At 66.1% G+C, this 24,061-nt stretch carries 22 protein-coding genes; 14 read left to right on the forward strand and 8 right to left on the reverse strand.

What is annotated here, in order from left to right; translation table 11 throughout:
- Positions 1 to 9 precede the first annotated feature (9 nt).
- Complete coding sequence (locus tag OLX02_RS11190; protein WP_264422843.1) at positions 10 to 471, reverse strand: universal stress protein; 462 nt, start codon at positions 469 to 471, stop codon at positions 10 to 12.
- Between the two features lie 175 nt (positions 472 to 646).
- Here OLX02_RS11190 and OLX02_RS11195 point away from each other — a divergent pair, with 175 nt between their 5' ends.
- The 6 genes from OLX02_RS11195 (at position 647) to OLX02_RS11220 (ending at position 6,525) form a co-directional block, all read left to right on the forward strand.
- Complete coding sequence (locus tag OLX02_RS11195; RefSeq protein WP_264422844.1) at positions 647 to 1,933, forward strand: pyruvate dehydrogenase complex dihydrolipoamide acetyltransferase; 1,287 nt, start codon at positions 647 to 649, stop codon at positions 1,931 to 1,933.
- Between the two features lie 86 nt (positions 1,934 to 2,019).
- Positions 2,020 to 3,432, forward strand: coding sequence for a dihydrolipoyl dehydrogenase (gene lpdA / locus OLX02_RS11200; protein ID WP_264422846.1), 1,413 nt, complete (start codon positions 2,020 to 2,022; stop codon positions 3,430 to 3,432).
- An 83-nt stretch (positions 3,433 to 3,515) separates the two neighbouring features.
- On the forward strand, positions 3,516 to 3,662 hold the full coding sequence (locus OLX02_RS11205; RefSeq protein ID WP_264422848.1) for a hypothetical protein: 147 nt from the start codon (positions 3,516 to 3,518) through the stop codon (positions 3,660 to 3,662).
- A gap of 85 nt (positions 3,663 to 3,747) precedes the next feature.
- Positions 3,748 to 4,953 (forward strand): NAD(P)/FAD-dependent oxidoreductase, encoded by a 1,206-nt coding sequence (locus OLX02_RS11210; RefSeq protein ID WP_264422850.1) that lies wholly within the window; start codon positions 3,748 to 3,750, stop codon positions 4,951 to 4,953.
- 188 nt (positions 4,954 to 5,141) lie between these two features.
- Complete coding sequence (locus OLX02_RS11215; RefSeq protein WP_264422852.1) at positions 5,142 to 6,272, forward strand: calcium-binding protein; 1,131 nt, start codon at positions 5,142 to 5,144, stop codon at positions 6,270 to 6,272.
- Positions 6,273 to 6,342: 70 nt separating this feature from the next.
- Positions 6,343 to 6,525: a hypothetical protein gene (locus OLX02_RS11220; RefSeq protein ID WP_264422854.1), complete on the forward strand. Its 183-nt coding sequence runs from the start codon at positions 6,343 to 6,345 to the stop codon at positions 6,523 to 6,525.
- A 31-nt stretch (positions 6,526 to 6,556) separates the two neighbouring features.
- On the opposite strand, the gene OLX02_RS11225 is transcribed toward OLX02_RS11220, so the two are convergent.
- Both OLX02_RS11225 and OLX02_RS11230 read right to left on the reverse strand, forming a co-directional pair.
- On the reverse strand, positions 6,557 to 9,214 hold the full coding sequence (locus tag OLX02_RS11225) for an HWE histidine kinase domain-containing protein (protein WP_413630194.1): 2,658 nt from the start codon (positions 9,212 to 9,214) through the stop codon (positions 6,557 to 6,559).
- Positions 9,105 to 9,641 (reverse strand): biliverdin-producing heme oxygenase, encoded by a 537-nt coding sequence (locus OLX02_RS11230; RefSeq protein ID WP_264422858.1) that lies wholly within the window; start codon positions 9,639 to 9,641, stop codon positions 9,105 to 9,107. Before OLX02_RS11230 ends, OLX02_RS11225 begins: the two co-directional genes overlap by 110 nt.
- A 222-nt stretch (positions 9,642 to 9,863) precedes the next feature.
- Between OLX02_RS11230 and OLX02_RS11240 the strand changes: the two genes are divergently transcribed.
- Entirely contained in the window at positions 9,864 to 10,976 is a 1,113-nt protein-coding gene (locus OLX02_RS11240) for a calcium-binding protein (RefSeq protein WP_319641242.1), read from the forward strand.
- Positions 10,977 to 11,054: 78 nt separating this feature from the next.
- Positions 11,055 to 11,507, forward strand: a complete 453-nt coding sequence (locus OLX02_RS11245) for a PaaI family thioesterase (RefSeq protein WP_264422860.1) — start codon at positions 11,055 to 11,057, stop codon at positions 11,505 to 11,507.
- Positions 11,508 to 11,520: 13 nt separating this feature from the next.
- On the opposite strand, the gene OLX02_RS11250 is transcribed toward OLX02_RS11245, so the two are convergent.
- From OLX02_RS11250 to OLX02_RS11260, 3 genes are all read right to left on the reverse strand, one after another.
- Entirely contained in the window at positions 11,521 to 13,143 is a 1,623-nt protein-coding gene (locus OLX02_RS11250) for an NAD(P)/FAD-dependent oxidoreductase (RefSeq protein WP_264422862.1), read from the reverse strand.
- A 40-nt stretch (positions 13,144 to 13,183) separates the two neighbouring features.
- Positions 13,184 to 13,498, reverse strand: coding sequence for a PilZ domain-containing protein (locus OLX02_RS11255; RefSeq protein ID WP_264422864.1), 315 nt, complete (start codon positions 13,496 to 13,498; stop codon positions 13,184 to 13,186).
- 79 nt (positions 13,499 to 13,577) lie between these two features.
- Positions 13,578 to 14,621 carry an aldo/keto reductase gene (locus tag OLX02_RS11260; protein ID WP_264422866.1) on the reverse strand — a complete coding sequence of 348 codons (1,044 nt, stop codon included), beginning with the start codon at positions 14,619 to 14,621 and terminating at the stop codon, positions 13,578 to 13,580.
- 133 nt (positions 14,622 to 14,754) lie between these two features.
- On the opposite strand from OLX02_RS11260, the gene OLX02_RS11265 reads away from it, so the two are divergent.
- Complete coding sequence (locus OLX02_RS11265; RefSeq protein WP_264422868.1) at positions 14,755 to 15,972, forward strand: dipeptidase; 1,218 nt, start codon at positions 14,755 to 14,757, stop codon at positions 15,970 to 15,972.
- Position 15,973: 1 nt separating this feature from the next.
- On the opposite strand, the gene OLX02_RS11270 is transcribed toward OLX02_RS11265, so the two are convergent.
- Entirely contained in the window at positions 15,974 to 17,449 is a 1,476-nt protein-coding gene (locus OLX02_RS11270; RefSeq protein ID WP_264422869.1) for an exopolyphosphatase, read from the reverse strand.
- Positions 17,450 to 17,467: 18 nt separating this feature from the next.
- Complete coding sequence (locus OLX02_RS11275; RefSeq protein WP_264422871.1) at positions 17,468 to 19,648, reverse strand: RNA degradosome polyphosphate kinase; 2,181 nt, start codon at positions 19,646 to 19,648, stop codon at positions 17,468 to 17,470.
- A 144-nt stretch (positions 19,649 to 19,792) separates the two neighbouring features.
- Between OLX02_RS11275 and OLX02_RS11280 the strand changes: the two genes are divergently transcribed.
- The 5 genes from OLX02_RS11280 (at position 19,793) to OLX02_RS11300 (ending at position 24,054) form a co-directional block, all read left to right on the forward strand.
- On the forward strand, positions 19,793 to 19,972 hold the full coding sequence (locus tag OLX02_RS11280) for a hypothetical protein (RefSeq protein WP_264422873.1): 180 nt from the start codon (positions 19,793 to 19,795) through the stop codon (positions 19,970 to 19,972).
- Between the two features lie 346 nt (positions 19,973 to 20,318).
- The gene (locus OLX02_RS11285; protein WP_264422875.1) at positions 20,319 to 21,347 is read left to right on the forward strand and encodes a sulfate ABC transporter substrate-binding protein; all 1,029 of its coding nucleotides are present in this window, start codon (positions 20,319 to 20,321) and stop codon (positions 21,345 to 21,347) included.
- A gap of 42 nt (positions 21,348 to 21,389) precedes the next feature.
- Positions 21,390 to 22,253 (forward strand): sulfate ABC transporter permease subunit CysT, encoded by an 864-nt coding sequence (gene cysT, locus OLX02_RS11290; RefSeq protein ID WP_264422877.1) that lies wholly within the window; start codon positions 21,390 to 21,392, stop codon positions 22,251 to 22,253.
- The gene (gene cysW, locus OLX02_RS11295; protein ID WP_264422879.1) at positions 22,250 to 23,086 is read left to right on the forward strand and encodes a sulfate ABC transporter permease subunit CysW; all 837 of its coding nucleotides are present in this window, start codon (positions 22,250 to 22,252) and stop codon (positions 23,084 to 23,086) included. Before cysT ends, cysW begins: the two co-directional genes overlap by 4 nt.
- Positions 23,083 to 24,054 (forward strand): sulfate/molybdate ABC transporter ATP-binding protein, encoded by a 972-nt coding sequence (locus tag OLX02_RS11300; protein ID WP_264422881.1) that lies wholly within the window; start codon positions 23,083 to 23,085, stop codon positions 24,052 to 24,054. Before cysW ends, OLX02_RS11300 begins: the two co-directional genes overlap by 4 nt.
- The last annotated feature ends 7 nt before the right edge of the window (positions 24,055 to 24,061 follow it).

Genomic DNA, 24,061 nt, shown 5'->3' on the forward strand with positions numbered 1-24,061 from the left:
ATCCTCGCCTTAGCTGACGGCGTCGATCCCTTCCTCGTCGATGGCGCCGGGGACGATCATCAGCACGCAGGGGAGTTGCCCTGCGTGCGCCGCAAAGTGGGTGACGAGCGCCCCGGGTGCGCCTTCCGCGGCGGCGCCAAGGACAAGCGCGGACACTTCCGGGTGTTCGGCCAGGAATTCGCGCACCACTTGCGGGCCGTCGCCCTGCTTGACGGTGATCGTCGGGGTCAGTCCCGATTCGACCGCCAGCCCGCCGGCGGCGGTTGTGGCGAGCACTTCGGCGCGGTCGCGCGCTTCCTCCTCGATGGTGGCCTGCACGCCGCCGAAGGCAACGAATTCCTGCTGCGGAACCAGGGCCAGGATATGGACCGCGCCATCGGTGCGCACGGCTCTGCGCGCGGCAAATCGCAGCGCGCGCAGAGCCTCCGGCGTTTCGTCCATGATGACAAGATAGACGCGCTGCTGCCCCATGGCCGCTCCCCTGGCTTCGCGTTCACCATCGGTCTAATTCGTATGCGGAGCAAGCGGCAATGGGGTTGACCCCGCGCCTGAGGGTGGCGAAATGAACGCGCGCCCGCCGAACAGCAAAAAGAACCTGAACGGCACTTAAGCGATCCTGACAGACACCAGAACGGAAAATCCCGCCATGCCCGTCACCATCAAGATGCCCGCGCTTTCCCCGACGATGGAGGAGGGCACGCTCGCCAAGTGGCTGGTGAAGGTCGGCGACAAGGTCTCTTCCGGCGACATCATGGCCGAAATCGAGACCGACAAGGCGACGATGGAATTCGAGGCGGTGGACGAAGGGACGATCCTGTCCATCGACGTTGCCGAAGGCACCGAAGGGGTCAAGGTCGGCACCGTGATCGCGACACTGGCCGGCGAGGACGAGGATGCCGAGGCACCGGCGCCTGCCCCCAAGGTGGAGGCTGCCCCGGCTCCGGCACCGGCGCCCGCCCCGGTGGCCAAGGTGGAACCCGTTGCTGCGGCCGCTGCTCCTGCTCCGGCGGCTCCTGCGGCGGCACCGGCCTCGCATGCGGACCGCGTAATCGCCAGCCCGCTCGCCAAGCGGATTGCGGCTGACAAGGGCATCGACCTTGCCGGCGTGAAAGGCACCGGCCCCAACGGGCGGATCGTGAAGGCCGACGTTGCCGACGCCCGGCCGGTTGCAGCGTCGGCTGCGCCCGCACCCGCAGCGGCACCTGTTGCCGCCGCTGCGCCCGTGGCCGTGCCGGACTTCGGGATCCCTTACGAAGCGGCAAAGCTCAACAACGTGCGCAAGACCATTGCGCGCCGCCTGACCGAGGCGAAGCAGACGATCCCGCACATCTACCTCACCGTCGATATCCGGCTCGATGCGCTGCTCAAGCTGCGCGGCGAACTGAACAAGGCGCTGGAAGTGCAGGGCGTGAAGCTGTCGGTCAACGACCTGATCATCAAGGCACTGGCGAAGGCGCTGCTGATCGTGCCCAAGTGTAACGTCAGCTTCGCCGGCGATGAACTGCGCAGCTACAGCCGGGCAGACATCTCGGTCGCCGTCGCCGCGCCGTCGGGCCTGATCACGCCGATCATCGTCGATGCCGGCAACAAGTCGGTCTCCGCCATTGCCACCGAGATGAAGACGCTCGCGAACAAGGCGCGCAAGGGCAAGCTGCAGCCGCACGAATATCAGGGCGGCACGGCAAGCCTGTCGAACCTGGGCATGTTCGGCATCAAGCAGTTCGACGCGGTGATCAATCCGCCGCAGGGCATGATCCTGGCGGTGGGCGCAGGCGAGCAGCGCCCTTATGTGATCGACGGCGCGCTGGCCGTGGCCACGGTGATGAGCGTGACCGGCAGCTTCGACCACCGCGCTATCGACGGTGCGGACGGGGCCGAGCTGATGCAGGCGCTCAAGACGCTGATCGAGAACCCGCTGGGCCTTCTGGCCTGAAGCAGGACTGACACTTTGACGAGCGGCGCCGCGCGCGCGGGCCGCTAGATCATGATCCCGACAGAGGGACCTGAAGGAGCATTCGCGTGGCAGACCAATACGACGTCATTGTCCTCGGATCGGGCCCCGGCGGCTATGTCGCGGCGATCCGCGCTGCGCAGCTGGGCCTGAAGACGGCAATCGTGGAGCGTGAGAACCTGGGCGGGATCTGCCTCAACTGGGGCTGCATTCCGACCAAGGCGCTGCTGCGCTCGGCCGAAGTCTATCACCAGATGAAGCACGCGGCGGCCTATGGCCTGGCGGCGGAGAACATCACCGCCGATATCGCGGCGGTGGTGAAGCGTTCGCGCGGGGTGGCCAAGCAGCTGAACCAGGGCGTCACGCACCTGATGAAGAAGAACAAGATCGTGGTCCACATGGGCACGGGCGTGCTCAAGAGCGCGACCACGCTGGAAGTGACCAGCGACAAGGGCACCGAGACGCTTTCGGGCAAGCACATCATCGTCGCCACTGGCGCGCGTGCCCGCGACCTTCCCTTCGCCAAGGCGGACGGCGAGCGCGTGTGGACCTATCGCCACGCGATGACGCCGAAGGAAATGCCGACCAGGCTGCTGGTGATCGGCTCGGGCGCGATCGGTATCGAGTTCGCCAGCTTCTACAACGACATGGGCGCCGACGTGACCGTGGTCGAGATGATGGACCGCGTGGTGCCGGTGGAGGACGCCGACGTGTCGGTCTTCCTCGAAAAGGCGCTGAAGAAGCAGGGCATGACCATCCTGACCGGCGCGGGCGTCGAGAGCATCGACGTGGGCGCGAATGGGGTGAAGGCCAGGATCAAGGGCAAGGACGGCGCCGTTACCGAAGGCGACTACAGCCACGTGATCGTCGCGGTGGGCATCGTGCCCAACACCGAGGCCATCGGGCTCGAGACGCTGGGCGTGAAGGCCGAGCGCGGGATCATCGCCATCGACGGCTATGGCCGCACCAACGTCAAGGGCGTGTGGGCCATCGGCGACGTGACGCCGGGGCCGTGGCTGGCGCACAAGGCGAGCCATGAGGGCGTGATCGCGGCCGAATCCATCGCGGCGGAACTGGGCAACAAGGACGTCCACCCGCACCCGATGGACCGCGCCAACATCCCCGGCTGCACTTATTGCCACCCGCAGATCGCCAGCGTCGGCCTGACCGAGGCCAAGGCAAAGGAAGCGGGCTACGGGGTGAAGGTGGGCATGTTCCCGTTCATCGGCAACGGCAAGGCAATCGCGCTGGGCGAGTCCGAGGGCTTCGTGAAGACGGTGTTCGACGAGAAGACCGGCGAACTGCTGGGCGCACACATGATCGGCGCGGAAGTGACCGAGATGGTGCAGGGCTTCGTCGTCGGCAAGACGCTGGAGACCACCGAGGCCGAGCTGATGCACACCGTGTTCCCGCACCCGACGATCAGCGAAGCCATGCACGAAAGCGTCCTCGCCGCTTATGGCCGCGCCCTGCACATCTGAGCGCATTTGTGCGGTAAATACCTGATCTGAAACGGAACGGTCGCTTTCCTCGTGCATTTTGCGCAATGAGGAGAGCGACCGCCGTGGAATACGAGATCGAGGAAAGCATCAACCCGCATTCCTGGCAGCAGGAGCTGGCCGAAGCACGCGGCGAACAGTCGCCCCTGCTGCGGTGGACGCCCGTGCAGGAAAAGCGTGCGACGCTGATCCCGGAGAGTGACGAGGCCTGAAGCGAGGGGGCGCTGCCCCACCTTGCACAGCCTTTCCAGCGCACAATGCGCTTCCCTTTTTCGCTGCCTGCCCTAGGGCCGCGCCATGGCATCAACCCATGACGTGATCGTGCTCGGCGCCGGCGCCGCAGGCCTGTTCTGTGCCGCGACTGCCGGCCAACGGGGCAAGCGCGTGGTGGTGCTCGATCATGCCGAAGCGCCGGGAAAGAAGATCCTGATTTCCGGTGGCGGCCGGTGCAATTTCACCAACATCCACACCGCGCCCGATCGATACCTGTCCGAAAACGCGCATTTCGCGCGTTCGGCGCTGGCGCGCTACACGCCGGCGGATTTCCTCGCGCTGGTGGAAAAGTACGGCATAGCCTGGCACGAGAAGACGCTGGGCCAGCTGTTCTGCGACCGTTCCGCGCGCGAGATCGTGGAGATGCTGCTGGAGGAATGCGCGGTGGGCGCCGCCGAGGTGCGCTGCCATGCAGTGATCGAGGACGTAACCCACGCCGATGGGCTGTTCCGCGTCCAGACCGGAGGGCGCGACCTGACTGCGCCCGCGCTGGTGATCGCCACCGGCGGGCCGGCAATCCCCAAGATGGGCGCGACCGGCTTCGCCTATGACCTTGCGCGCAAGTTCGGGTTGAAAGTGGTGCAGCCGCGGCCTGCGCTGGTGCCGTTGACGCTGTCCGGCGAGGAGGCGCTGTTCAAGTCACTCTCCGGCGTCTCCGCCGAGGTGGTGGCGCGCGCCGGCAAGGCGGCGTTCCGAGAGGCCGCGCTGTTCACGCACAAGGGCCTGTCGGGCCCGGCGATCCTGCAAGTCTCGTCCTATTGGAAGCACGGCGAGGCCATCGGCATCGACTTCCTGCCCGACGCGGCAAGCGATTGGTTGCTGGCGGCCAAGCGCGAGCGCCCCCGCGTTGGAGTTCGGCGGGTGTTGGCGGAAACGCTGCCCGAGCGTCTGGCGCAGGTGCTGGCGGACCAGCTCGCGCTGCCGGCGGAACTGGGCGGCGGGGCCGACAAGGTCTTGCGGAGCGCCGAGGCACGGCTGCGCGACTGGCGCTTCACGCCGACCGGAAGCGAGGGCTACGCGAAAGCCGAAGTCACGGCCGGAGGGATCAGCACCGCCGAGCTTTCCTCCAAGACCATGGAAGCGAAGAAGGTCCCCGGCCTCTATGCCATCGGCGAGGCTGTCGACGTGACCGGCTGGCTGGGCGGCTACAACTTCCAGTGGGCCTGGGCGAGCGCGCGCGCCGCCGGGCTGGCGGCAGGCGAAGAGGACATGGCGAACGTTACGGTGTGATGTTTTATACAGGAGCGAATAGCATCCGATGCTATAGCCGCCTCGACATCGGTCAGTCGGGGGACAGATACCGTGGGCTTGTATACTGACGAGTCGCCGGTTGTGCGCTTTGGACCTACACAGATCCGGACGGCGTCTATCATCCCAATGCCGCGACCGGGCAGTACGACTATCTGCTCCGCTCGCCGATGGTGGTCGACATTGCGGCGATCCAGACGATCTACGGCGCGAACATGACGTATCACACGGGCAACGACACCTATGTGTTCAAGCCCGACGATCCGTTCTTCGAGACGATCTGGGATGCCGGCGGCAAGGACACCATCGACATCAGCGCCTTTTCCGGCACGTGCCTGATCAACCTGGGGGAGGGCGAATACTCGTCGATGACGTTCGACGACGTGGCGCTCGATCTCAACCTGGGCATTGCCTACGGTTGCCAGATCGAGAACGTGACGGGCGGGCAGGGCGCCGACGGGATCGAGGGCAACGCGGCGGCCAACGTGCTGTCAGGCAACGGCGGTGACGACGTCATCGGAGGCTATGGCGGCGCGGATACGCTGTCCGGAGGCGCGGGCGCCGATATCGAGGCGGGCGGCGCTGGCAACGACACTTTCCTGACCGGCGCGGATGGGGGCAACGACGAGATCGACGGCGGCACCGGCGCCGATACCGCCAACTATTCCAAGGCCGCAGCAGCGATCGTGGTGAACCTTGCCCGGCAGAGCGGCACCGGGCTGGCGGCAGGCGACGCGGCAAGGATCGGCATCGACCATCTCGTGTCGGTGGAAAACGTGACGGGCAGCGGATTTGCCGACCAGTTGACCGGCAGCAGCGGGGCCAACCGGATCGATGGCGGGCGCGGCAACGACGTGATTTCGGGCATGGGCGGGAACGACACGCTGATCGGCGGCACCGGCAACGACAAGCTGTCGGGCGGTGCCGGCAATGACGTGCTCCGGGGCGGCGTCGGCGCAGACGCGGTCACGGGCGGCACGGGCGCGGACCGTTTCGTCTTTGACGATAGCGAGTTCGCCGGTGCGACAGCATCGGGCGCGGATGCGATTGCGGATTTCCAACGCTCGGAAGGCGACCGCATCGACCTTTCCGCCGTCGACGCCAAAGTGGCGACGGCAGCCGACAACGCCTTTGCCTTTATCGGCACGGCAGCCTTCGGGCACGTTGCGGGCCAATTGCGCTACCAGGTCTCCGGCACGAATGCCTATGTGTTCGGCGATACAAACGGCGATGGTCTGGCCGATTTCGCGCTCCGGGTGGCGGGGGTGACCAGCCTTGCCGCGGGCGACTTCGTGCTCTGATCGGAACGGGGTTTCGTTCCGCGCGTATGGCGAAAGACAAGGCGCGCGCCATGCGCCGGGAGAGCGTTCGGTGACCACAACTCTCAATTTCGTCCCTGCCGCGGTGGCGGGTTCGCTTGCGGCAGCTTCGCTGCGCACCTCCGCCGGATGGGTGCGTTTCGCGCAATGGGACGCGGTGATGACGCACCTTGCCATCGGCGCGATGCTGGGCGCCACATCGCTCGTCTTCGTCCGGCGCGCGCGTCCGGCCTGATCCCCAGTCTATGCGCTTGTGCGACCGAGCCTCAGTCGGCGACTGAGGCCAGGGCGCGGGCGGCGGCGGCGGCGATCTGGCCGGCGCTGTAGGGCTTCTGCACCAGCGGCACGTCTTCCAGCCCCGGCACGGACAGCGAGTCGCCCAGCCCGGTCATGAACGCGAAGGGCACGCCAAGCTCGCGCAGCCGGCGCGCGACAGGCACGCTTGTGCCGTCAGCCAGGTTGTAGTCGAGCGCGGCGAAGTCCGGCCGATCGGCATCGAGGAGCGCAAGCGCTTCTCCCACCGTGGCGGCCACGGCGACGTCGCTCGCCCCCAGATCAAGCAGGTGGGCCTCGGCATCGAGCGCGATGATCATGTTGTCTTCGACCAGCAGGACGCGCAGGCCTGTCAGGGGCGCCCTGATTTCAGGCGGCGGCGTGGGCCGCGCGCGTTCGGCGCCGGGCGTGCCGCCAGTGCCGATGACGTGCCGCGCCGGGATGCGGAAATGGCCGACGAAGCCGTGGAGGCGGTAGCTCACGTCCGCTTCGCCGCCGAGATCGTGCGGGATCGAGGTTTCGATGACGACCGAGCCGAAGCCCCGCCGGCTTGGCGGAACCACGGGCGGACCGCCGCTTTCCATCCAGTCGAGCACCAGATCACCGTCCGCGTCGAGCCGCCACGAGATCAGCACCGTTCCATCGGTGGAAAGCGCGCCATACTTGGCGGCATTGGTCATCAGTTCGTGCAGCACCAGCGCCAGCGCGGTGAAGGCGACGGGCTGGAGCAGCACTTCCGGCCCCTTCATCACCAGCGCCGAGCGGCGGTGATCGAGGTATGCGCTGGCCTCCACTTCGAGCAACTCGGTGAGGCTGGCGGGGCCCCAGTGATCGTGCGTGACCTGATCGTGCGCGCGTGCAAGCGCCTGCACTCGCCCATCGAGATTGGTGACGAAATCCTCGATCGTGGTGCTCGATCGCTCGGTTTGCGAAATCAGCCCGCGGATCAGCGAGAGGATGTTGCGGACGCGGTGGTTCAGTTCCCCGATCAGCAGTTCTTGCCGCTCGTGCGCCTGCCCGCGTTCCTGCGCGGCATCCTCGGCAAGGCGCAGCAGCACTTCCAGCATGCCGTTGCGCAGCGTTTCCGCCACCTGCCGTTCGGCGCGTGTGAAGGGCAGGCTGGTGCCATCGACCAGCCGTGTCCACGCCTCAAAGCTTTTGCGCGGGGTGAGGCGGGAGCCGTTGGGGCCGAATTCGACAGACTTTTCCGGATTGCCGGCCCATCGCACCGAGCGAAGCTGTTGGGCGCGGAACAGCACGACATGGTTGTTGGGCGTGCGCGACAGGGGGATGGCCAGCATCCCCGCCGCAACATCGGCGTGCGCGGCGGCCTGCGGCACCACCGACTGAATCGAATCGATGGCAAAGACTTCGGCCGGGGGCGCTTCGTTCAGGAAATCGTGAATGGCCGCGCATTGCTCGACGCTGGGGGTGAGGCCGCTGAGCGTAATCTGACCATCGAGAAACACGGCCACGCCGTCTGCCGGGATCAGCTCGAAGATCACGTCCCCCAGCCATGCCGGATCGTGCAGCAACCGCGAATTGTGCGCGATCGTCGCCATGATCCGGTCGCTGGCGCGTCGCGCGCGCAGTTCGTAATCCGATGTCTCGCTGCGCAGCCGGCTTTCGAGCATGAACGAAAACAGCTGGCCGAACAGTTCGGCGGTAGTCCGCATCGCCAGGCTGGGCAGGCGCGGCGCATAATGATGGCAGGCGAACAGCCCCCACAACTCGCCTTCGACCACGATCGAGATCGACAGCGAGGCATCCACCCCCATGTTGCGCAGATATTCGATGTGGATGGGCGACACCGCGCGCAGGACGCACAGCGACTGGTCGAGTGCCACGCCTTTTTCATCGAGCGACGGCCGGATCGCCACTGGCGCCGCACTCACATCGGCAATGACGCGGAACACGTTGCGCAAGTAGAGCTTGCGCGCCTGGACCGGGATGTCCGAGGCGGGATAGTGCAGGCCATAGAAACTGTCGACGCCGGGGCTGAGCGCTTCGGCGACGACTTCCCCCGATCCCGCATCGTCGAACCGGTAGACCATCACGCGGTCGAATCCGGTCATGGCCTTCACCTGCCGCGCGGCTTCGCGCAGGAATCCGGGCATCGTTTCCGTCTGGCGCAGGCGCCCGGTGAAGGAGCGGATCAGGTTGCCCGCTTCGGCGGCGCTTTCGGTCGCCGGCTCAGCTTCGATCACGAAGTCGTCACCCGAAAGATGGACGGCCACGTCGAATGGCGCGCGCCCTTCGATCAGCGGCAGGCCGAACAGCCGTTCGACTGCGTCCGTTCCGCGCAGGACCGTAAGCCGGTCCCGCAGCGCCACCATCGCTTCAGCCGCAAACAACGCGGCCAGTTCCGCGCCGATCGCGGCTTCCGCATCGGTTCCGGTAAAACGCGCGAAGTTGTCCGACACGCGGCGGATTCGCCACTCGGCGTCGACGCTGACGAGAAAGCCGAAGGGCTGGATCGTGCCCAGCGCATGGATCGGTTCGCGGTCACAGTTGCTCAGGTCCACCTGACCGGACTGCTTGTTAATGGTGGGCAGGGTGCGTCTCCCGCGCGGCCTCGGCGAATAGGGCGAAGGCGCGGTTCGCGCCGGCGAGGGCCTGGTCCCGCCATGCCGCGCCGCCGGCTGCGGCATGGCTCTCGATCTGGTCAAGCAGGGATCGCCAGAGGCCCGGCGCCTGACGCGCGCCGAGATAGCCGGTGGGCAGATCCTGCGGCACATCGCGCACCAGCACCGACGCACCAAGGCGCGATCCTTCGATCACGTAAAGCGCACCCCACCGTGCCGGCGCCGTGGGTGTCCAGTCGAGGCGGGGGGCTGGCGGCGGCGGTGCTGCCAGCGCGGCCAGATCGTCAGCCACGGCAGCGCTGCGTCCCGTCCATCCGGGAAGGAGATGCTCCGCCACGATCCACTGTTCCAGCGGGATCAGCGCGCGGGCATGAGCGGCCAGAAACGCACGGTAGGTTGCTGCCTGTTGCAGTGGATAGCGGGAGAATGCCCGGTCCACCCGATCGTGCCATTCGCGCGTGGAGGTGCGCAGCAGAGTGCGAAAGTCACCCATGCTGGGCGGCCCGTTCATCCGGAACAGGCCGCTGGGGCGGTAGTGGAAGGTTGGGGATCATCGGCCTCACGCGTGTATCAAGCCGGAAATACGCAAATGCTGCGGAGTGGTTCCCGCCCTTGATGCGCGCCAACCGTGGGCGCGAGGGGCGCTCGGTAACTGTCGTCACTTTGAAACACGCTCCGTCCAAGGCGATGCCAGCCTCTTTTGCGATGAACCGAGATGATCAAGATCCTTGCCGAAACCGCGCTGCGCACCATTCGGGGGACCGCCGGCACGGATGTTCTGGTCGGCACGAATGCCGACGAGCAACTGCTGGGTCTGGCCGGGAAAGACAGCCTGACGGGCAATGGCGGCGATGATCTGCTTGACGGTGGCGCCGGTGACGACATCATGCGCGGCGGCGCGGGTGACGACACGTATGTGGTCGATGCTCCGGGCGACAAGGTCATCGAAGCCGCGAACGACGGGGTCGACACGGTGCTGACCGGGCGGGCCGTCTACAAGCTCGGCAAGAATGTCGAGAACCTGACCTTCACCGGTTCAACCGCCCATTTCGGCAGCGGCAATGCGCTGGCGAACACCATCACCGGCGCTGGCGGCGCGGACAATCTCCATGGGGGCGGCGGTGACGATACGCTGCTGGGCGGGGGCGGCGCCGATCTTCTCTACGGCGGTATCGGCAACGACCTGCTGGACGGTGGCACCGGCGCGGACCTGATGCTGGGCGGCAAGGGCAACGATACGTACGTGGTCGACAGCGCGCGGGACCGTGTGCTTGAATCGCGCGACCGCGGCACCGACCTGGTCAAGACGTCGATCAGCTACGCGCTCGGCAGCAATGTGGAGAATCTGGAACTGACCGGCAGCCGTGCGATCAACGGTACGGGCAACAAGCTGGCCAACGCGCTTGTCGGCAACGAGGCCAAGAACACGCTCTCCGGCGGGCGGGGCGATGACGTGCTCGACGGCAAAGGCGGCGCGGACCGCCTTGTGGGCGGACTGGGCGCGGACCACTTCGTGTTTTCGACCGATCCGGCAGGCGGCAACCTCGATGTCGTCGCGGATTTTTCCTCGGCCCAGGGCGATCATGTCGTGCTGGATCGTTCGGTGTTCACCGCCTTCGACGGGCGCGGATCGGTCAGCGCCAGCGCGTTTGTGGCCGGTGACGGCGTTCATCCGGCGGACAAGGCTGCGCAGCACCTGATCTATGACAGCACTTCCGGCGCGCTCTACTATGACCAGGACGGTGCGGGCGGGACCCGGGCCGTGCAGATCGCCACGCTGACCGATGCTCCGGCGCTGACCGCCGCCGATTTCCTGCTTATCGGGTGATAGTCCGGCGCTTGACAGGGCGCCGCAACTTCCTGCTTAGCCTATCCCGAAACAAGAATGGATCGGGAAGGGGAATTCATGGCGCGCGCGGACACCGCACCTGTGGAGATGCTGCAAACACTTGGTCTGCAACGGATCGTGGCGATGGAAGGGGGCCGGGCGGCGCTCGAATTTCTTGCCGGGATGCACATGTGCCATTCGGGAGGCGTGGTGCAGGGCGGCTTCGTCAGCGGCTGGATCGATGCTGCGATGGCGCACGCGATCATCGGGCTGCATCGAGACCAAGGCAACCACGACGTTGCGCCAATCTCGCTCGAACTGAAGATCAGTTTCTTCGCGCCCGCCCGGCCGGGCCTCGTCCGTGCGGAAGGCTGGATCGAGCAGGGCGGCAAATCGACCTGTTTTGCCGAAGGTCGCCTGCTGGACGCCGCGGGCAAAGTGCTCGCCAAGGCCAGTTCCACGATCAAGCTGCTGTCGAACGCCAAGATCGAAGCCGGCTCGCGCGCGGCGCTGTCAGCGCAAGGCGGCTGATCCTCGGGCTGCGTCAGCCGACCAGATCGAGCGCCAGCGCTTCGGCCACCCGGATGCCGTCGACCGCTGCGGACAGGATGCCCCCCGCGTATCCCGCGCCTTCGCCGGCCGGGTAAAGCCCCGCGGTGTTGAGGCTCTGCAGGTCAGCCCCCCGGGTGATCCGCACGGGGGAGGACGTGCGCGTCTCGACGCCGGTCAGGATCACGTCGGGGTGATCGTAGCCCGGCACCTGACGCCCGAACACCGGCAGCGCCTCGCGGAAGGACTGCATCACGTAGTCGGGCAGACACTGTGAAAGGTCGGTCAGGTGCACGCCGGGCTGGTACGAGGGCACGACCGAGCCGAAATCGCCGCTCGATGCCTGTCCCGCCAGCAGGTCGCCCAGCTTCTGGCCGGGTGCCTTGTAGTTCGATCCGCCTGCGGTGAAGGCCAGGCTTTCCCACTTGCGCTGGAATGCGATTCCCGCCAGCGGCCCGCCCGGATAGTCGCGGGCCGGGTCGATATCGACGACAAGGCCGGAGTTGGCGTTGAATTCGGCGCGGGAATACTGGCTCATGCCGTTGGTCACGACGCGGCCTTCTTCGCTGGTGGCGGCGACAACGCGGCCGCCCGGGCACATGCAGAAGCTGTAGACCGTCCGTCCGGTGGACTTCGCCTGGTGCGAGATGGAATAGGCAGCCGGCCCGAGGATCTTGTTGCCGGCGAAGGGGCCATAGCGCGCCGTGTCGATCCAGCTTTGCGGATGCTCGATGCGCACGCCGATGGCAAAGGGCTTCGCCTCGATATGCACGCCCCGGTCGTGGAGGACGTGGAAGGTATCGCGCGCCGAATGACCCACCGCCATCACCACATGGCTGGCAGGCAGGAACTCGCCGGTGGACAGGTGCAGGCCCTTGAGCTTGCGGGTGCCGCCCGTCTCCTCGATCTCGAAATCCTCAACCCGCGTCTGGAAGCGGTATTCGCCGCCCAGTTGCTCGATCGTCTCGCGGATCGACATGACCATGGTCACCAGCCTGAACGTGCCGATGTGGGGGTGCGCTTCGGTCAGGATGTCGTCGGGCGCGCCGGCCTTGACGAATTCGACCAGCACCTTGCGCCCAAGATGGCGCGGATCCTTGATCCGGCTGTAGAGCTTGCCGTCGGAAAAGGTGCCCGCGCCGCCTTCGCCGAACTGCACGTTGGATTCCGGGTTCAGCACCGAGCGGCGCCAAAGCCCCCACGTGTCCTTGGTCCGTTCGCGCACGGCCTTGCCGCGTTCGATAATGATCGGCTTCAGGCCCATCTGCGCCAGGATCAGCGCGGCAAGCAGACCGCACGGACCCGCGCCGATCACAACCGGGCGCTGCCCCTGCCAGCCTTCCGGCGCCATCACCGGGAACCTGTAGGCGGTGTCGGGAGAAGGGCGCAGATGCTGGTCGCCAGCATGTCGGGCGAGCACCGCCGCCTCGTCGCGCAGGGTCACGTCAATCGCATAGACCAGCTTGATAGCGGTCTTCTTGCGGGCATCGTTGCCGCGCTTGGCCACGGCATAGCGGACAAGGTCGCCCGGCTCGATCTCCAGCCGTTCGCAAATGGCGCGGTCGAGATCCTCGGGGGCGTGGTCGAGGGGGAGCTTGAGATCCGTCAGGCGAAGCATTGCTTGCCCCTACCCGGTGCGCCCGCGCATGGAAAGCCGCTCAGCGCTGCGCGCGGGCCACAATCGCGTCAAACACCGCGGGATGGAGCGGATCGGTGAACGCGCAGCCGGCGGTGAAGTCCTGGCACCATATCACGGTCGCGCGGCGCGGTTCGATGCCGGGCAGCGTCACCCACACGGTTTCGCCCACCGGCAACCGTTCGGCTCCGGAAAGGCGCAACCCCTCGACCGACAGGTCCAGCACATTGGCGCCCATACGGACCACCTTGCGCCGATATTGCACACGCACGTTGATGCGCCGCCGCTCGGAGCGGCGCTGAACGGTGAAGCGGTCGGGTACGGAAAGCAGGGACATTGCACCTCCGGCGCGCAAAAATGCGCCCCGGACACGATAGACTCCGGACTGCTGTCAATGCGTTAACGCACAAGGCTGCTTACGGGCACGGATCCGGCCAGGTGCGATAGGCCTGCTCGATGGCGTCGCGCACGTCCTTCTCCAGCACGAGATCGGCGGTGCCCAGCGCCACCTTGAGCTGCGCCATCGACGTCGCCCCGATGATGTTCGATGTCACGAACGGCTGCGCGGTGACGAACGCAATCGCCATTGCCGCAGGATCCAGCCCGAATGCGTGCGCGATCCCGACATAGCGCGCGACCGCCTCGTCGCGGTGGGGCGTTTCGTAGCGGGTGAACTGGCTCGCCACATCCATGCGCGAGCCCTTGGGAATGATCCCGCCCAGGTACTTGCCCGTCAGGTAGCCCGAGGCCAGCGGCGAATAGGCCAGCAGCCCCACGTCTTCACGCAGCGCGAATTCGGACAGGCCCACTTCGAACTGGCGGTTGAGCAGGTGGTACGCGTTCTGGATGCTGGCGACGCGCGGCTGCGCCTTCTCGCGCGAGAGGCGCAGGAATTCGGCGACGCCCCACGGCGTTTCGTTCGAGACCCCGAACGCGCGGATCTTGCCCGCCTTGACCAGATCGGCCAGCACGTCGAGCGTTTCCTCGATCGGGGTGGTATCGTCGGCGTCGTTCAGCCGGTTCAGGCCGCGTCCGCCGAACATCGGCACGGTGCGGTCGGGCCAGTGAAGCTGATAGAGATCGAGGTAGTCGGTCTTCAGCTTGGCAAGGCTGTCGTCGATGGCGATCTCGATGTTGCGACGGTCCAGGTGGTTGTTGCCGCCACGCAGCGGTTCGTAACGCGACGGGCCGGAGACCTTGCTGGCCAGCACGATCTGGTCGCGCTTGCCGTTCCTGGCGATCCAGGTGCCGATGTATTCCTCGGTCCGCCCGCGCGTCTCGCGCGTGTTGGGCGTCACCGGATACATCTCGGCGGTGTCGAGGAAGTTCACCCCTTGGTCGAGCGCATAGTCGATCTGTTCGTGCGCCTCCGCCTCGGTGTTCTGCGAACCCCAGGTCATCGTGCCAAGGCAGATAGCGCTCACGGAAATGTCGGTACGGCCAAGCTTGCGGTATTCCATCGGTGCAATGCTTCCTTCGTTGGGTCGGCGCTTCGGTATGGAGCGGGCGCGGCGGGCGCAATCCTGAAATCGTGGCTGACAAAGGCGAACAAGTCATTTGACAGGCTCCGCATGGTCGGGTGGACTTGGCGCCATGTCCCGTCGTCTCCGCACCTTGCTGCTGCTCGCCCCGGCCTTGCTCGCCATTCCTGCCGTTGTCGCACGCCCGGCGGCCCCATCCCCTGCGCATGAGCGGCTTCTCACGCTCGATACCCATCTGGATACGCCGGCATCACTGGCGTTTCCGGGCTGGTCGATCGCCGATCCGCACGCGGGCGATTACACGCAGGTCGATCTGCCGCGCATGAAGAAGGGCGGCCTCGATGGCGGCTTCTGGGCGATCTACACTCCGCAAGGCCCGCTCGATGCCGCGTCCACGCGCAAGGCCCGCGACTTTGCCCTGAAGCGGGCGGTGGCGATCCACGCGATGGTCGCTGCCAACCCCCGCGATTTCGCGCTAGCCGACAAGGCGGAAGATGCCGCGCGCATTGCCGCGCAGGGCAAGCGGGTGGTCTACCTTTCGATCGAGAACGCCTGGCCGCTGGGCGACGATCCCACGCTGCTCCAGTCGTTCCACGCGCTCGGCGTGCGCATCGCCGGCTTCGCGCATTTCCGCACCAACCAGTTCGCCGACAGTTCGACCGACAAGGCCAAGTGGGATGGCCTCAGCCCACTGGGCGTGCAGCTTCTGGCCGAGATGAACCGCCTGGGCGTGGTGCCCGATCTGTCCCACAGTTCGGATGCCGCGCTGGCCGATGCGCTGCGCCTGTCCAAAGCGCCGGTGATCCTGTCACACTCGGGCTGCAAGGCGGTCTACGACCACCCCCGCAACGTCAGCGACGACCAGCTGCGCGCACTGGCAGCGCAAGGCGGAGTCATCCAGATCAACTCGGTCTACCTGAAAAAGGGCGCGCCGAATCCGCAACGTGAAGCGGCGATGAAGGCGCTGGAGGAACATTTTCCCGAAGACGCCGCGCTCACCCCCGATGCCTACGCGCGGATGCTGGCCGAGCGGCACGAGATCGACCGTCGCTTTCCGCAGACCGACCGCGCCACGTTCGACGATTTCATGGCCAACCTGCTCCATGCGCTCAAGGTGGCGGGCACCGACCATGTCGGCATCGGCGCGGACTGGGACGGCGGCGGCGGGGTCGTCGGCATGGAAGACGTGACCGCGCTGCCGCGCATCACGGCGGCATTGCTCGCGGCCGGATACAGCGAGGCGGACGTGGCGAAGGTTTGGTCGGGCAATGTCCTGCGCGTGCTGGCCGCCGCCGAAGCGGAAGCTGCACGCGAGGCTGCGGGAAGCTAGTTCAGCGCACCACGGCCTTGAGGCCCATGTGCTGGGCCAGCGCCTTGAGATCGCGCTCCACCCCGTCGTTGACCAGCACCGCCAGATCCGGCGCCACCTCCAGCACGGCGGCGTTGCCTTCGATCCGCAGCGCGCTGCCCGTCAGGCCCTGTGCGCTGCATCCGCTCAGCCGGCGGCACAGCCGGGTGGCGAGGCCCCATGCCAGCGCCTCGCGCAAGTGGCCCTCGTCCGCGATGCGCGCGAGTTCGGGGGGCAGGTCGGTCTTGCCGTTGTTGCCCACCATCGCCGCGGCCAGCATCGCGCGTGCGCGTGCGCTCGCCCCGATCCAGCGCTTGCGAAGCGCCCAGTTGCGGGAAAGATCCGGGCGCAGATTCGGTTCGACCGTGGCCGAGGCGAGGCACAGCATCGTCGCCGCGAGCCTTAACCGCTCGCGCCGTTCGGAGACATCGCCCCGCGTGGCGCTGGCGGTCCAGCCCGCAACCATCGTCGCGGTGCCGGGCGAAACGCCTTCGTCACGCACGAAGTTGGAGACACCGGCCACAAGCGGGTCCTGCGTCCGCACGAACGCGGGCATGGAATCCCACAGCACCCCTTCGCGCAGGCCCCATGCGGAAAAGACCAGCTGCGAGGGCTGCAGGTTCTTGATCAGTGTTGCGATCAGCGCGGCGGCATCGGGCAACCCCGTCAGCCGCGATCCGGAAATGCCCTGCACCGGCGTCAGCATATCGCCTTTCATCCGGGCCAGCGCCTTCGCCAGCCGTTCGGCGGTGACTGCGTCGATCGCGAAACCATGCGGATCGTCGATCGGCCACTGCGTCTCGATCATGGCGTGGCGCGCGAAGGCCCGCAGCGAGCCGCCCACAAGGTAAAGCGTGCACCCCGGTTCGGCGCTCCACTGCGCCTTGTCCAGCGCCTTGCCCACGCGCTGGGCGAAGGCCGCATCGCCTCCGGCGCGCAGAGCGGGGAGGCGCAGCGTGCCCAGCGGCATCGAGACGCCGTGCGTGCAGCTTTCGCCGTCAATGTCGACCAGTTCCAGACTGCCGCCGCCAAGATCGCCGACCACGCCGCGCGCGCCGGGGAACGCCGCGATGACACCATGCGCGCTGGTCACTGCTTCCTGTTCGCCCGACAGCAGGCGCGGCGCAAAGCCGATCTCGCGCACTGCATCAAGGAACGCGGCGCCGTTTGTGGCATCGCGCGCTGCCGCAGTTGCCACCACGTCAACCTGATCCACGCCTTTCAGCCGCAGCAACGCGCGGTAGCGCGCCAGCGAGGCCAGCGCCATCGCGCTCGCCTTGCCGGACAGCAGGCCGTTTTCAGCCACGCCCTTGCCCAGCTTGGCGGTGACTTTCTCGTTGTGCAGCACTTCAGGCGCACGCAGTGGCCCGCCGTAGATGACGAGGCGAACGGTGTTGGAGCCGATGTCGATAATCGCCCGCGGCGGGACGACGGTGGGTTTCTTGCGGTTGCTGGGCATGATGCTTTCTGACCGCCCTCAGTCGGGCTTGGTCGTGGCGCCGCCGCGGCGCAGTGCGAGCTTGGGCACCTTGCGCCCCTTGGTCAGCGCGGCACCGCGACCCGAGAGCGACGGGTTGGTCATGAAATAGCGGTGCAGGTTGAACGGCTTGGGGCCAGGGTCCATGCGATGATACGTCCCATCGGGTTCGAGCCGCCAGCTTTGCTCCGTATCGAGCAGATTGGCCAGCATCACCTGATCGAGAACCTGATCGTGCACCGTCCGGTTCCGGATGGGGACAAGCACTTCGACCCGTCGATCGAGATTGCGGCTCATCCCGTCGGCCGAGGAAATGTAGACCCGCGCGCGCCGGTTGGGCATTTCCGCGCCGTTGCCAAAGGCCCAGACACGGCTGTGTTCAAGGAACCGGCCGATGATGGACTTCACGCTGATCCGTTCGGACAGGCCCGGCACGCCGGGACGCAGGCAGCAGATGCCGCGGATCACCAGCGTGATGTTCACGCCCGCCTCGCTCGCGGCATAGAGCCGGTTGATCAGCTGGCTGTCGGTCAACGAGTTGAGCTTGGCCCAGATCGAGGCGGGCTTGCCGGCCTTGGCAAAGGCGATCTCGCGCTCGATGCATTCATAGAGCGTCCGGCGCAGCCCCAGCGGCGAGAGCGAGAGCATCTCGGTGCGCTTGGGCTCGATGTAGCCGGTGATGAAATTGAACAGCTGCCCCGCATCGCGGCCAAAGCGCGGGTCGGCGGTGAAGAACGACAGGTCGGTATAGATGCGCGCGGTGATCGGGTGGTAATTGCCCGTGCCGAAGTGGCAATAGGTCCGGTAACCGTCGCCCTCGCGGCGCACCACCATGGAGACCTTGGCATGGGTCTTCCAGTCGACGAAGCCGTAGATCACCTGGACGCCGGCGCGTTCCAGCTGGCTGGCCCACATCAGGTTCTGTTCCTCGTCGAACCGGGCCTTCAGCTCGACCACCGCCGTCACCGACTTGCCGGCCTCGGCCGCCGCGATCAGCGCGGCGATCACGGCTGATTGCTTGCCCGCACGGTACAGCGTCTGCTTGATCGCCACCACGTCCGGGTCGGACGCGGCCTGGCGCAGGAAGTCGATCACCACCTCGAAACTCTCGTAGGGGTGGTGGATGATGATGTCCTTGTCGCGGATCGCGGCGAAGCAATCCCCGTCCTGTTCGCGCACGCGTTCGGGATAACGCGGGGAATAAGGCTCGAACTTCAGTTCGGGCCGCTCCTCCTCGACCACGGCGGCAAGCCCGGTCATGGAGAGCAGCCCCGGCGATTTCAGCACCAGCGCATGGTCGAGCCGCAGTTTCTCGCGCAGCATGTCTTCCGCGGCAGGATCGAAGTTTTCCTGCAATTGCAGCAGGATCACCTTGCCGCGGCGGCGGCGTTGGATCGCGGTGCGGAAGTGGCGGACAAGATCCTCGGCGTCTTCCTCGATTTCCATGTCGCTGTCGCGCAGCACGCGGAAGGTGCCGTGGCCATGGATGCGGAAGCCGGGAAACAGGCGCGATCCCTTGCGCCGGACAAGGTCCTCGATACCGATCCAGCACGCGGTGCCTTCGCCCGGCAGCCGCACGAAGCGGGGCAGGGCGGGCGGGATCAGGATCATCTCGCGCACTTCGGCGCCATCGGCGATGCGGACGAGCGAGAACAGCACGCCCGTGCCTTGGTTGGCGATGAACGGGAACGGATGCGCCGGGTCGATCGCCTGCGGGGTCAGCGCGGGCAGCACGTGCCGCTCGAAATATTCGCCCAGCCACTCGGCTTCGTGCCGTTCCAGCTTGCGATCGCCGATCAGGCGGATGCCCACCTCGTCAAGCTTGCCGGCAAGATCGGACAGGATCGCGTGCTGTTCGCGGACGAGGTCCTCGATCGCGCGATAGATCGTCTGGAGCTGCTGTCCGGCGGTCAGCCCGTCGATCGACGTTTCCACGATCTGGCTGCGCAGTTGCCCGGCCAGCCCGGCCACGCGCACCATCATGAATTCGTCAAGGTTGCTGCCCGAGATCGAAAGGAACCGCAGCCGCTCCAGTAGCGGATAGGTCTCGTTCTGCGCTTCGGCGAGCACGCGACGGTTGAATTCAAGCCAGCTCAATTCGCGATTGAAGTAGCGTTCCGTCGATGTCGAACTATCCGCGCCGGGGGCCGCCGATGCACCCGCGCTGCCATTCGTCCGCATCGAAACTGTCCTTGCCTTTCGTGATCCCTGACCGGGGCCATGGTGTGGTCATGTTACAATCAGATTGCAGCGCCCTTGAGTGCCAGCGTGCAGGGGCGCTTGGCAACCCCTGAAGGTCATCAGTTCACAGCGAGGACAACCGCAATGGCAATCATCGGCGCGCGCCGTCCGGCCGCACGCGTGGTGGTCGTTCTCGACATCGGCCACCTCTTCCGCCGTGGTCGGCAGCGGCTCTGCGGCGAGGGCAACAGCGATGGCGTGGCCGACTTCTGGATATGCATGACCGGTCAGCCTGCCTCGAAGGCAACCGACTGCGTGCTCTGATTCGTTCGAAATCCAATGCCGGCGGGGCCGGAACGGAGACGTTCCGGCCCCGTTTTCATGATGTGCGTGATGGTCGCGTGAAAACTCTACTCATTTCATCGAGATTATCGTTCGCTTCGTCGCCCGGCCATTATCTACAAATCAGGTTGAGTTAACCTCATGACACCGTGCCGAGGGTTCCCGATTCGGTGCGGCAATCGGGCGGATGGCGGGATCAGGGCCAGCGCATGGGTCCTGTCCCGTCATCCCGGCTCGAAAGCTGCACTTTAGCGGGGTACAGAACTCCTATAATGTCTACTCATATGATTGAGTATATCCCGTCGGCACCAACAGGGGAGTGCATACCATGAATCGCCGCGCCTTCGCCTCGGCTACCCTCGCTTTCGGTCTTGTTCTCGGGCCGGTTTTGGCGGGATGCTCGGGCAAGTCCGCCAACCCGAATGCGATCGAACTGACCAACGTGTCCTACGATCCCACTCGCGAGCTGTATCAGGCGATCAACCCCGCCTTCGCCGCCTACTGGAAGCAGAAGACCGGCAAGGACGTCACTTTCCGCATGAGCCATGGCGGTTCGGGCAAGCAGAGCCGCGCGATCATCGACGGGCTCGAAGCCGACGTCGCCACGCTCGCGCTCGCTTATGACATCGACGCCATCGCGCAGAAGGGCAAGCTGCTGCCCGCCGACTGGCAGAAGGCTCTGCCCGACAATTCCGCTCCCTATACCTCGACCATCGTGTTCCTTGTCCGCCAGGGCAATCCCAAGGGCATCAAGGACTGGGCCGATCTGGTGAAGCCGGGCGTCCAGGTCATCACGCCCAATCCCAAGACCAGCGGCGGCGCGCGCTGGAACTTCCTCGCTGCATGGGCCTATGGCAAGAAGGCGGGCGGTTCGGACGCGGCAGCCGAAGCCTATGTCAGGAAGCTGTTCGCCAACGTGCCGGTGCTGGACAGCGGCGCGCGCGGTGCCACCACCACCTTCGTCGAACGCGGCATCGGCGATGTGCTGATCTCGTGGGAGAACGAGGCCTTCCTCGCCGAAAAGGAACTCGGCAAGGGCAAGTTCCAGATCGTCGCTCCGTCGATCTCGATCCTTGCAGAGCCCCCGGTCGCTGTCGTCAGCGCAAATGCGAAGAAGCACGGCACCACCGAAGTCGCCGACGCCTACCTGCGCTATCTCTACACCCCCGAGGCGCAGACGGCGATCGCGCACAACTTCTACCGCCCGCGCGATCCCAAGGTCGCCGAGCAGTTCAAGTCGCAGTTCCCGGACATTCCGATGGTCACCGTCGACAAGGAATTCGGCGGCTGGGGCAAGGCGCAGAAGACCTTCTTCGATGACGGCGGCGTTTTCGACCGCATCTACACCAAGAAGTAAGCGCGCCCTTTCTCCACTCCGGATTCGAGCAGGCCACTGCAGATGTCGACGACAACCCTATCCCCGCCGCGTGCGGCCCGGCGCTGGCGCAAGCCATCCGTGCTGCCCGGCTTCGGGCTGACCTTCGGGTTCACGCTCGGCTGGCTTTCGCTGATCGTGCTGATCCCGATCGCGGCGATCTTCCTCAAGGCGGCCGGCATGGGCTGGAGCCACTTCCTGGAAGTCGGCTTCTCCTCGCGCGCGCTTTCCGCCTATCGCCTCAGCTTCGGCACCGCCGCGGCGGCAGGCCTGGTCAACGCGGTGTTCGGGCTGCTCGTCGCCTGGGTGCTGGTGCGCTATGTCTTTCCCGGCAAGGCCATCATCTCCGCACTGGTCGACCTGCCGTTCGCGCTGCCCACTGCGGTGGCCGGCATCGCGCTCACCGCGCTTTATGCGCCGAACGGCTGGGTCGGGCAGTTCCTCGATCCCCTGGGGATCAAGGTGGCCTTCACGCCGCTTGGCATCACCATTGCGCTGGTGTTCATCGGCCTGCCTTTCGTGGTTCGCTCGGTGGAGCCGGTGCTGGCCGATCTGGGCAAGGATGTGGAGGAAGCCGCCGCCACCCTGGGCGCGACCCGCTCGCAGACCTTCCTGCGCGTGATCTTTCCCGCCATCGCCCCGGCGCTGCTCACCGGCTTCGCCATGGCCTTCGCGCGCGGCGTCGGTGAATACGGCTCTGTGATCTTCATCTCGGGCAACATGCCCGGCAAGACGGAGATCGCGCCGCTGCTGATCGTCACCCAGCTGGAACAGTATGCCTATGAAGGCGCGACCGCGATTGCCGTGGTGATGATGCTCGTCTCGTTCACCATCCTGCTGGGCATCAATGCGGTGCAGGCGGCTGGCCGCAAGAGGATGGGGGCATGAAGCTGCGCGCCACCACCGAAGGGCGGCTGACCCAGTTCGCCCTCATCGCCATCGCGCTCGCGTTCCTGGGCTTCTTCCTGCTGCTGCCGCTTGTCGCGGTGTTCAGCGAGGCGCTGAAGCAGGGGGCAGGGGCCTTCATCGCCGCGATCGAAACGCCCGATGCCTGGGCTGCGATCAAGCTCACCCTGATGATCGCCGCGATCAGCGTTCCGCTCAATGTCGTCTTCGGCATTGCTGCGAGCTGGGCCATCACCAAGTTCAGCTTTCCGGGCAAGAGCCTGCTGATCACGTTGATCGACTTGCCGTTCTCGGTTTCGCCGGTCGTCTCGGGCCTGATCTTCGTGCTGCTGTTCGGCGCCAACGGGCTGTTCGGCGCGTGGCTGCAGGCGCATGACCTGAAGATCATCTTCGCGGTGCCGGGCATCGTGCTGGCAACGGTGTTCATCACGTTCCCGTTCGTGGCGCGCGAACTGATCCCGCTGATGATGGAACAGGGCAAGGACGACGAGGAAGCTGCGCTCTCGCTGGGCGCCAATGGCTGGCAGACGTTCTGGCACGTCACCTTGCCGAACATCCGCTGGGGCCTGCTCTACGGCGTGCTGCTGTGCAACGCCCGCGCGATGGGCGAATTCGGCGCGGTCTCGGTCGTCTCCGGTCACATCCGGGGCGAGACCAACACGATGCCGCTGCACGTCGAGATCCTCTACAACGAATACGACTTTGTCGGAGCCTTCGCCGTGGCCTCGCTGCTGGCTTGTCTCGCCCTGGTGACGCTCGTCGCCAAGAGCGTGCTCGAATGGCGCTTCGACCTCCACTCGGGAGCTTCCCATTGATCAAGGTCCAGAACATCACCAAGCGCTTTGGCGACTACGCCGCGCTTCACGGCATCGATCTGGAGATCGAGGACGGCGAATTCATCGCGCTGCTGGGGCCGTCCGGTTCGGGCAAGACCACTTTGCTGCGCATCATTGCCGGACTTGAATTCCAGGACAGTGGCGAGGTTTTCTTCAATGGCGACGACGTCTCCACCAAGAAGGTCGCGGACCGGCAGGTCGGCTTCGTGTTCCAGCAATACGCGCTGTTCCGCCACATGACCGTGGCCGAGAACGTTGCGTTCGGCCTCACCGTGAAGAAGCGCCGCGACCGTCCGTCGAAGGCGGCGATCAAGGAGCGGGCCGAGGAACTGCTGCGGCTGGTCCAGCTCGAAGGGCTGGGACAGCGCTATCCGGGCCAGCTTTCGGGCGGCCAGCGCCAGCGTGTCGCGCTCGCCCGAGCGCTCGCCATCGAGCCAAAGCTGCTGCTGCTCGACGAGCCGTTCGGCGCACTCGATGCCAAGGTCCGCAAGGATCTGCGCCGCTGGCTGCGCGATCTGCACAAGCAGATGGGCCTGACCTCGATCTTCGTCACACACGATCAGGAAGAGGCGCTGGAACTGGCCGACCGCGTCGTGGTCATGGACCACGGCAAGATCGAGCAGATCGGCACGCCTGAGGAAATCTACATGAACCCGGCCACGCCGTTCGTGTCGCACTTCGTCGGCGAAACGAACCGCATCGCCGGCAATGACGGCGAAATCCACTTCCGGCCGCACGATGTCGATGTCGTCACCGAAGGCGGTGAGGCGGTGCTGGTGGACAACGTGTTCCGCAAGGGCGGCTGGTGGCGCGTCGAAGGCGTGCTCGCCGAAGCCGGCCTGGTCGTCGAATTCGACGTCGATGCCGGGTTCCCGCAGCCTTCGCCGGGGGACACCATCCTGATCCGTCCCCGCCGTTCCCGCCTGTTCAATCCCGAGAAAGACTGATGTCAGA

It is taken from the genome of Novosphingobium sp. KCTC 2891 (assembly GCF_025938155.1).
Lineage (GTDB): Bacteria > Pseudomonadota > Alphaproteobacteria > Sphingomonadales > Sphingomonadaceae > Novosphingobium.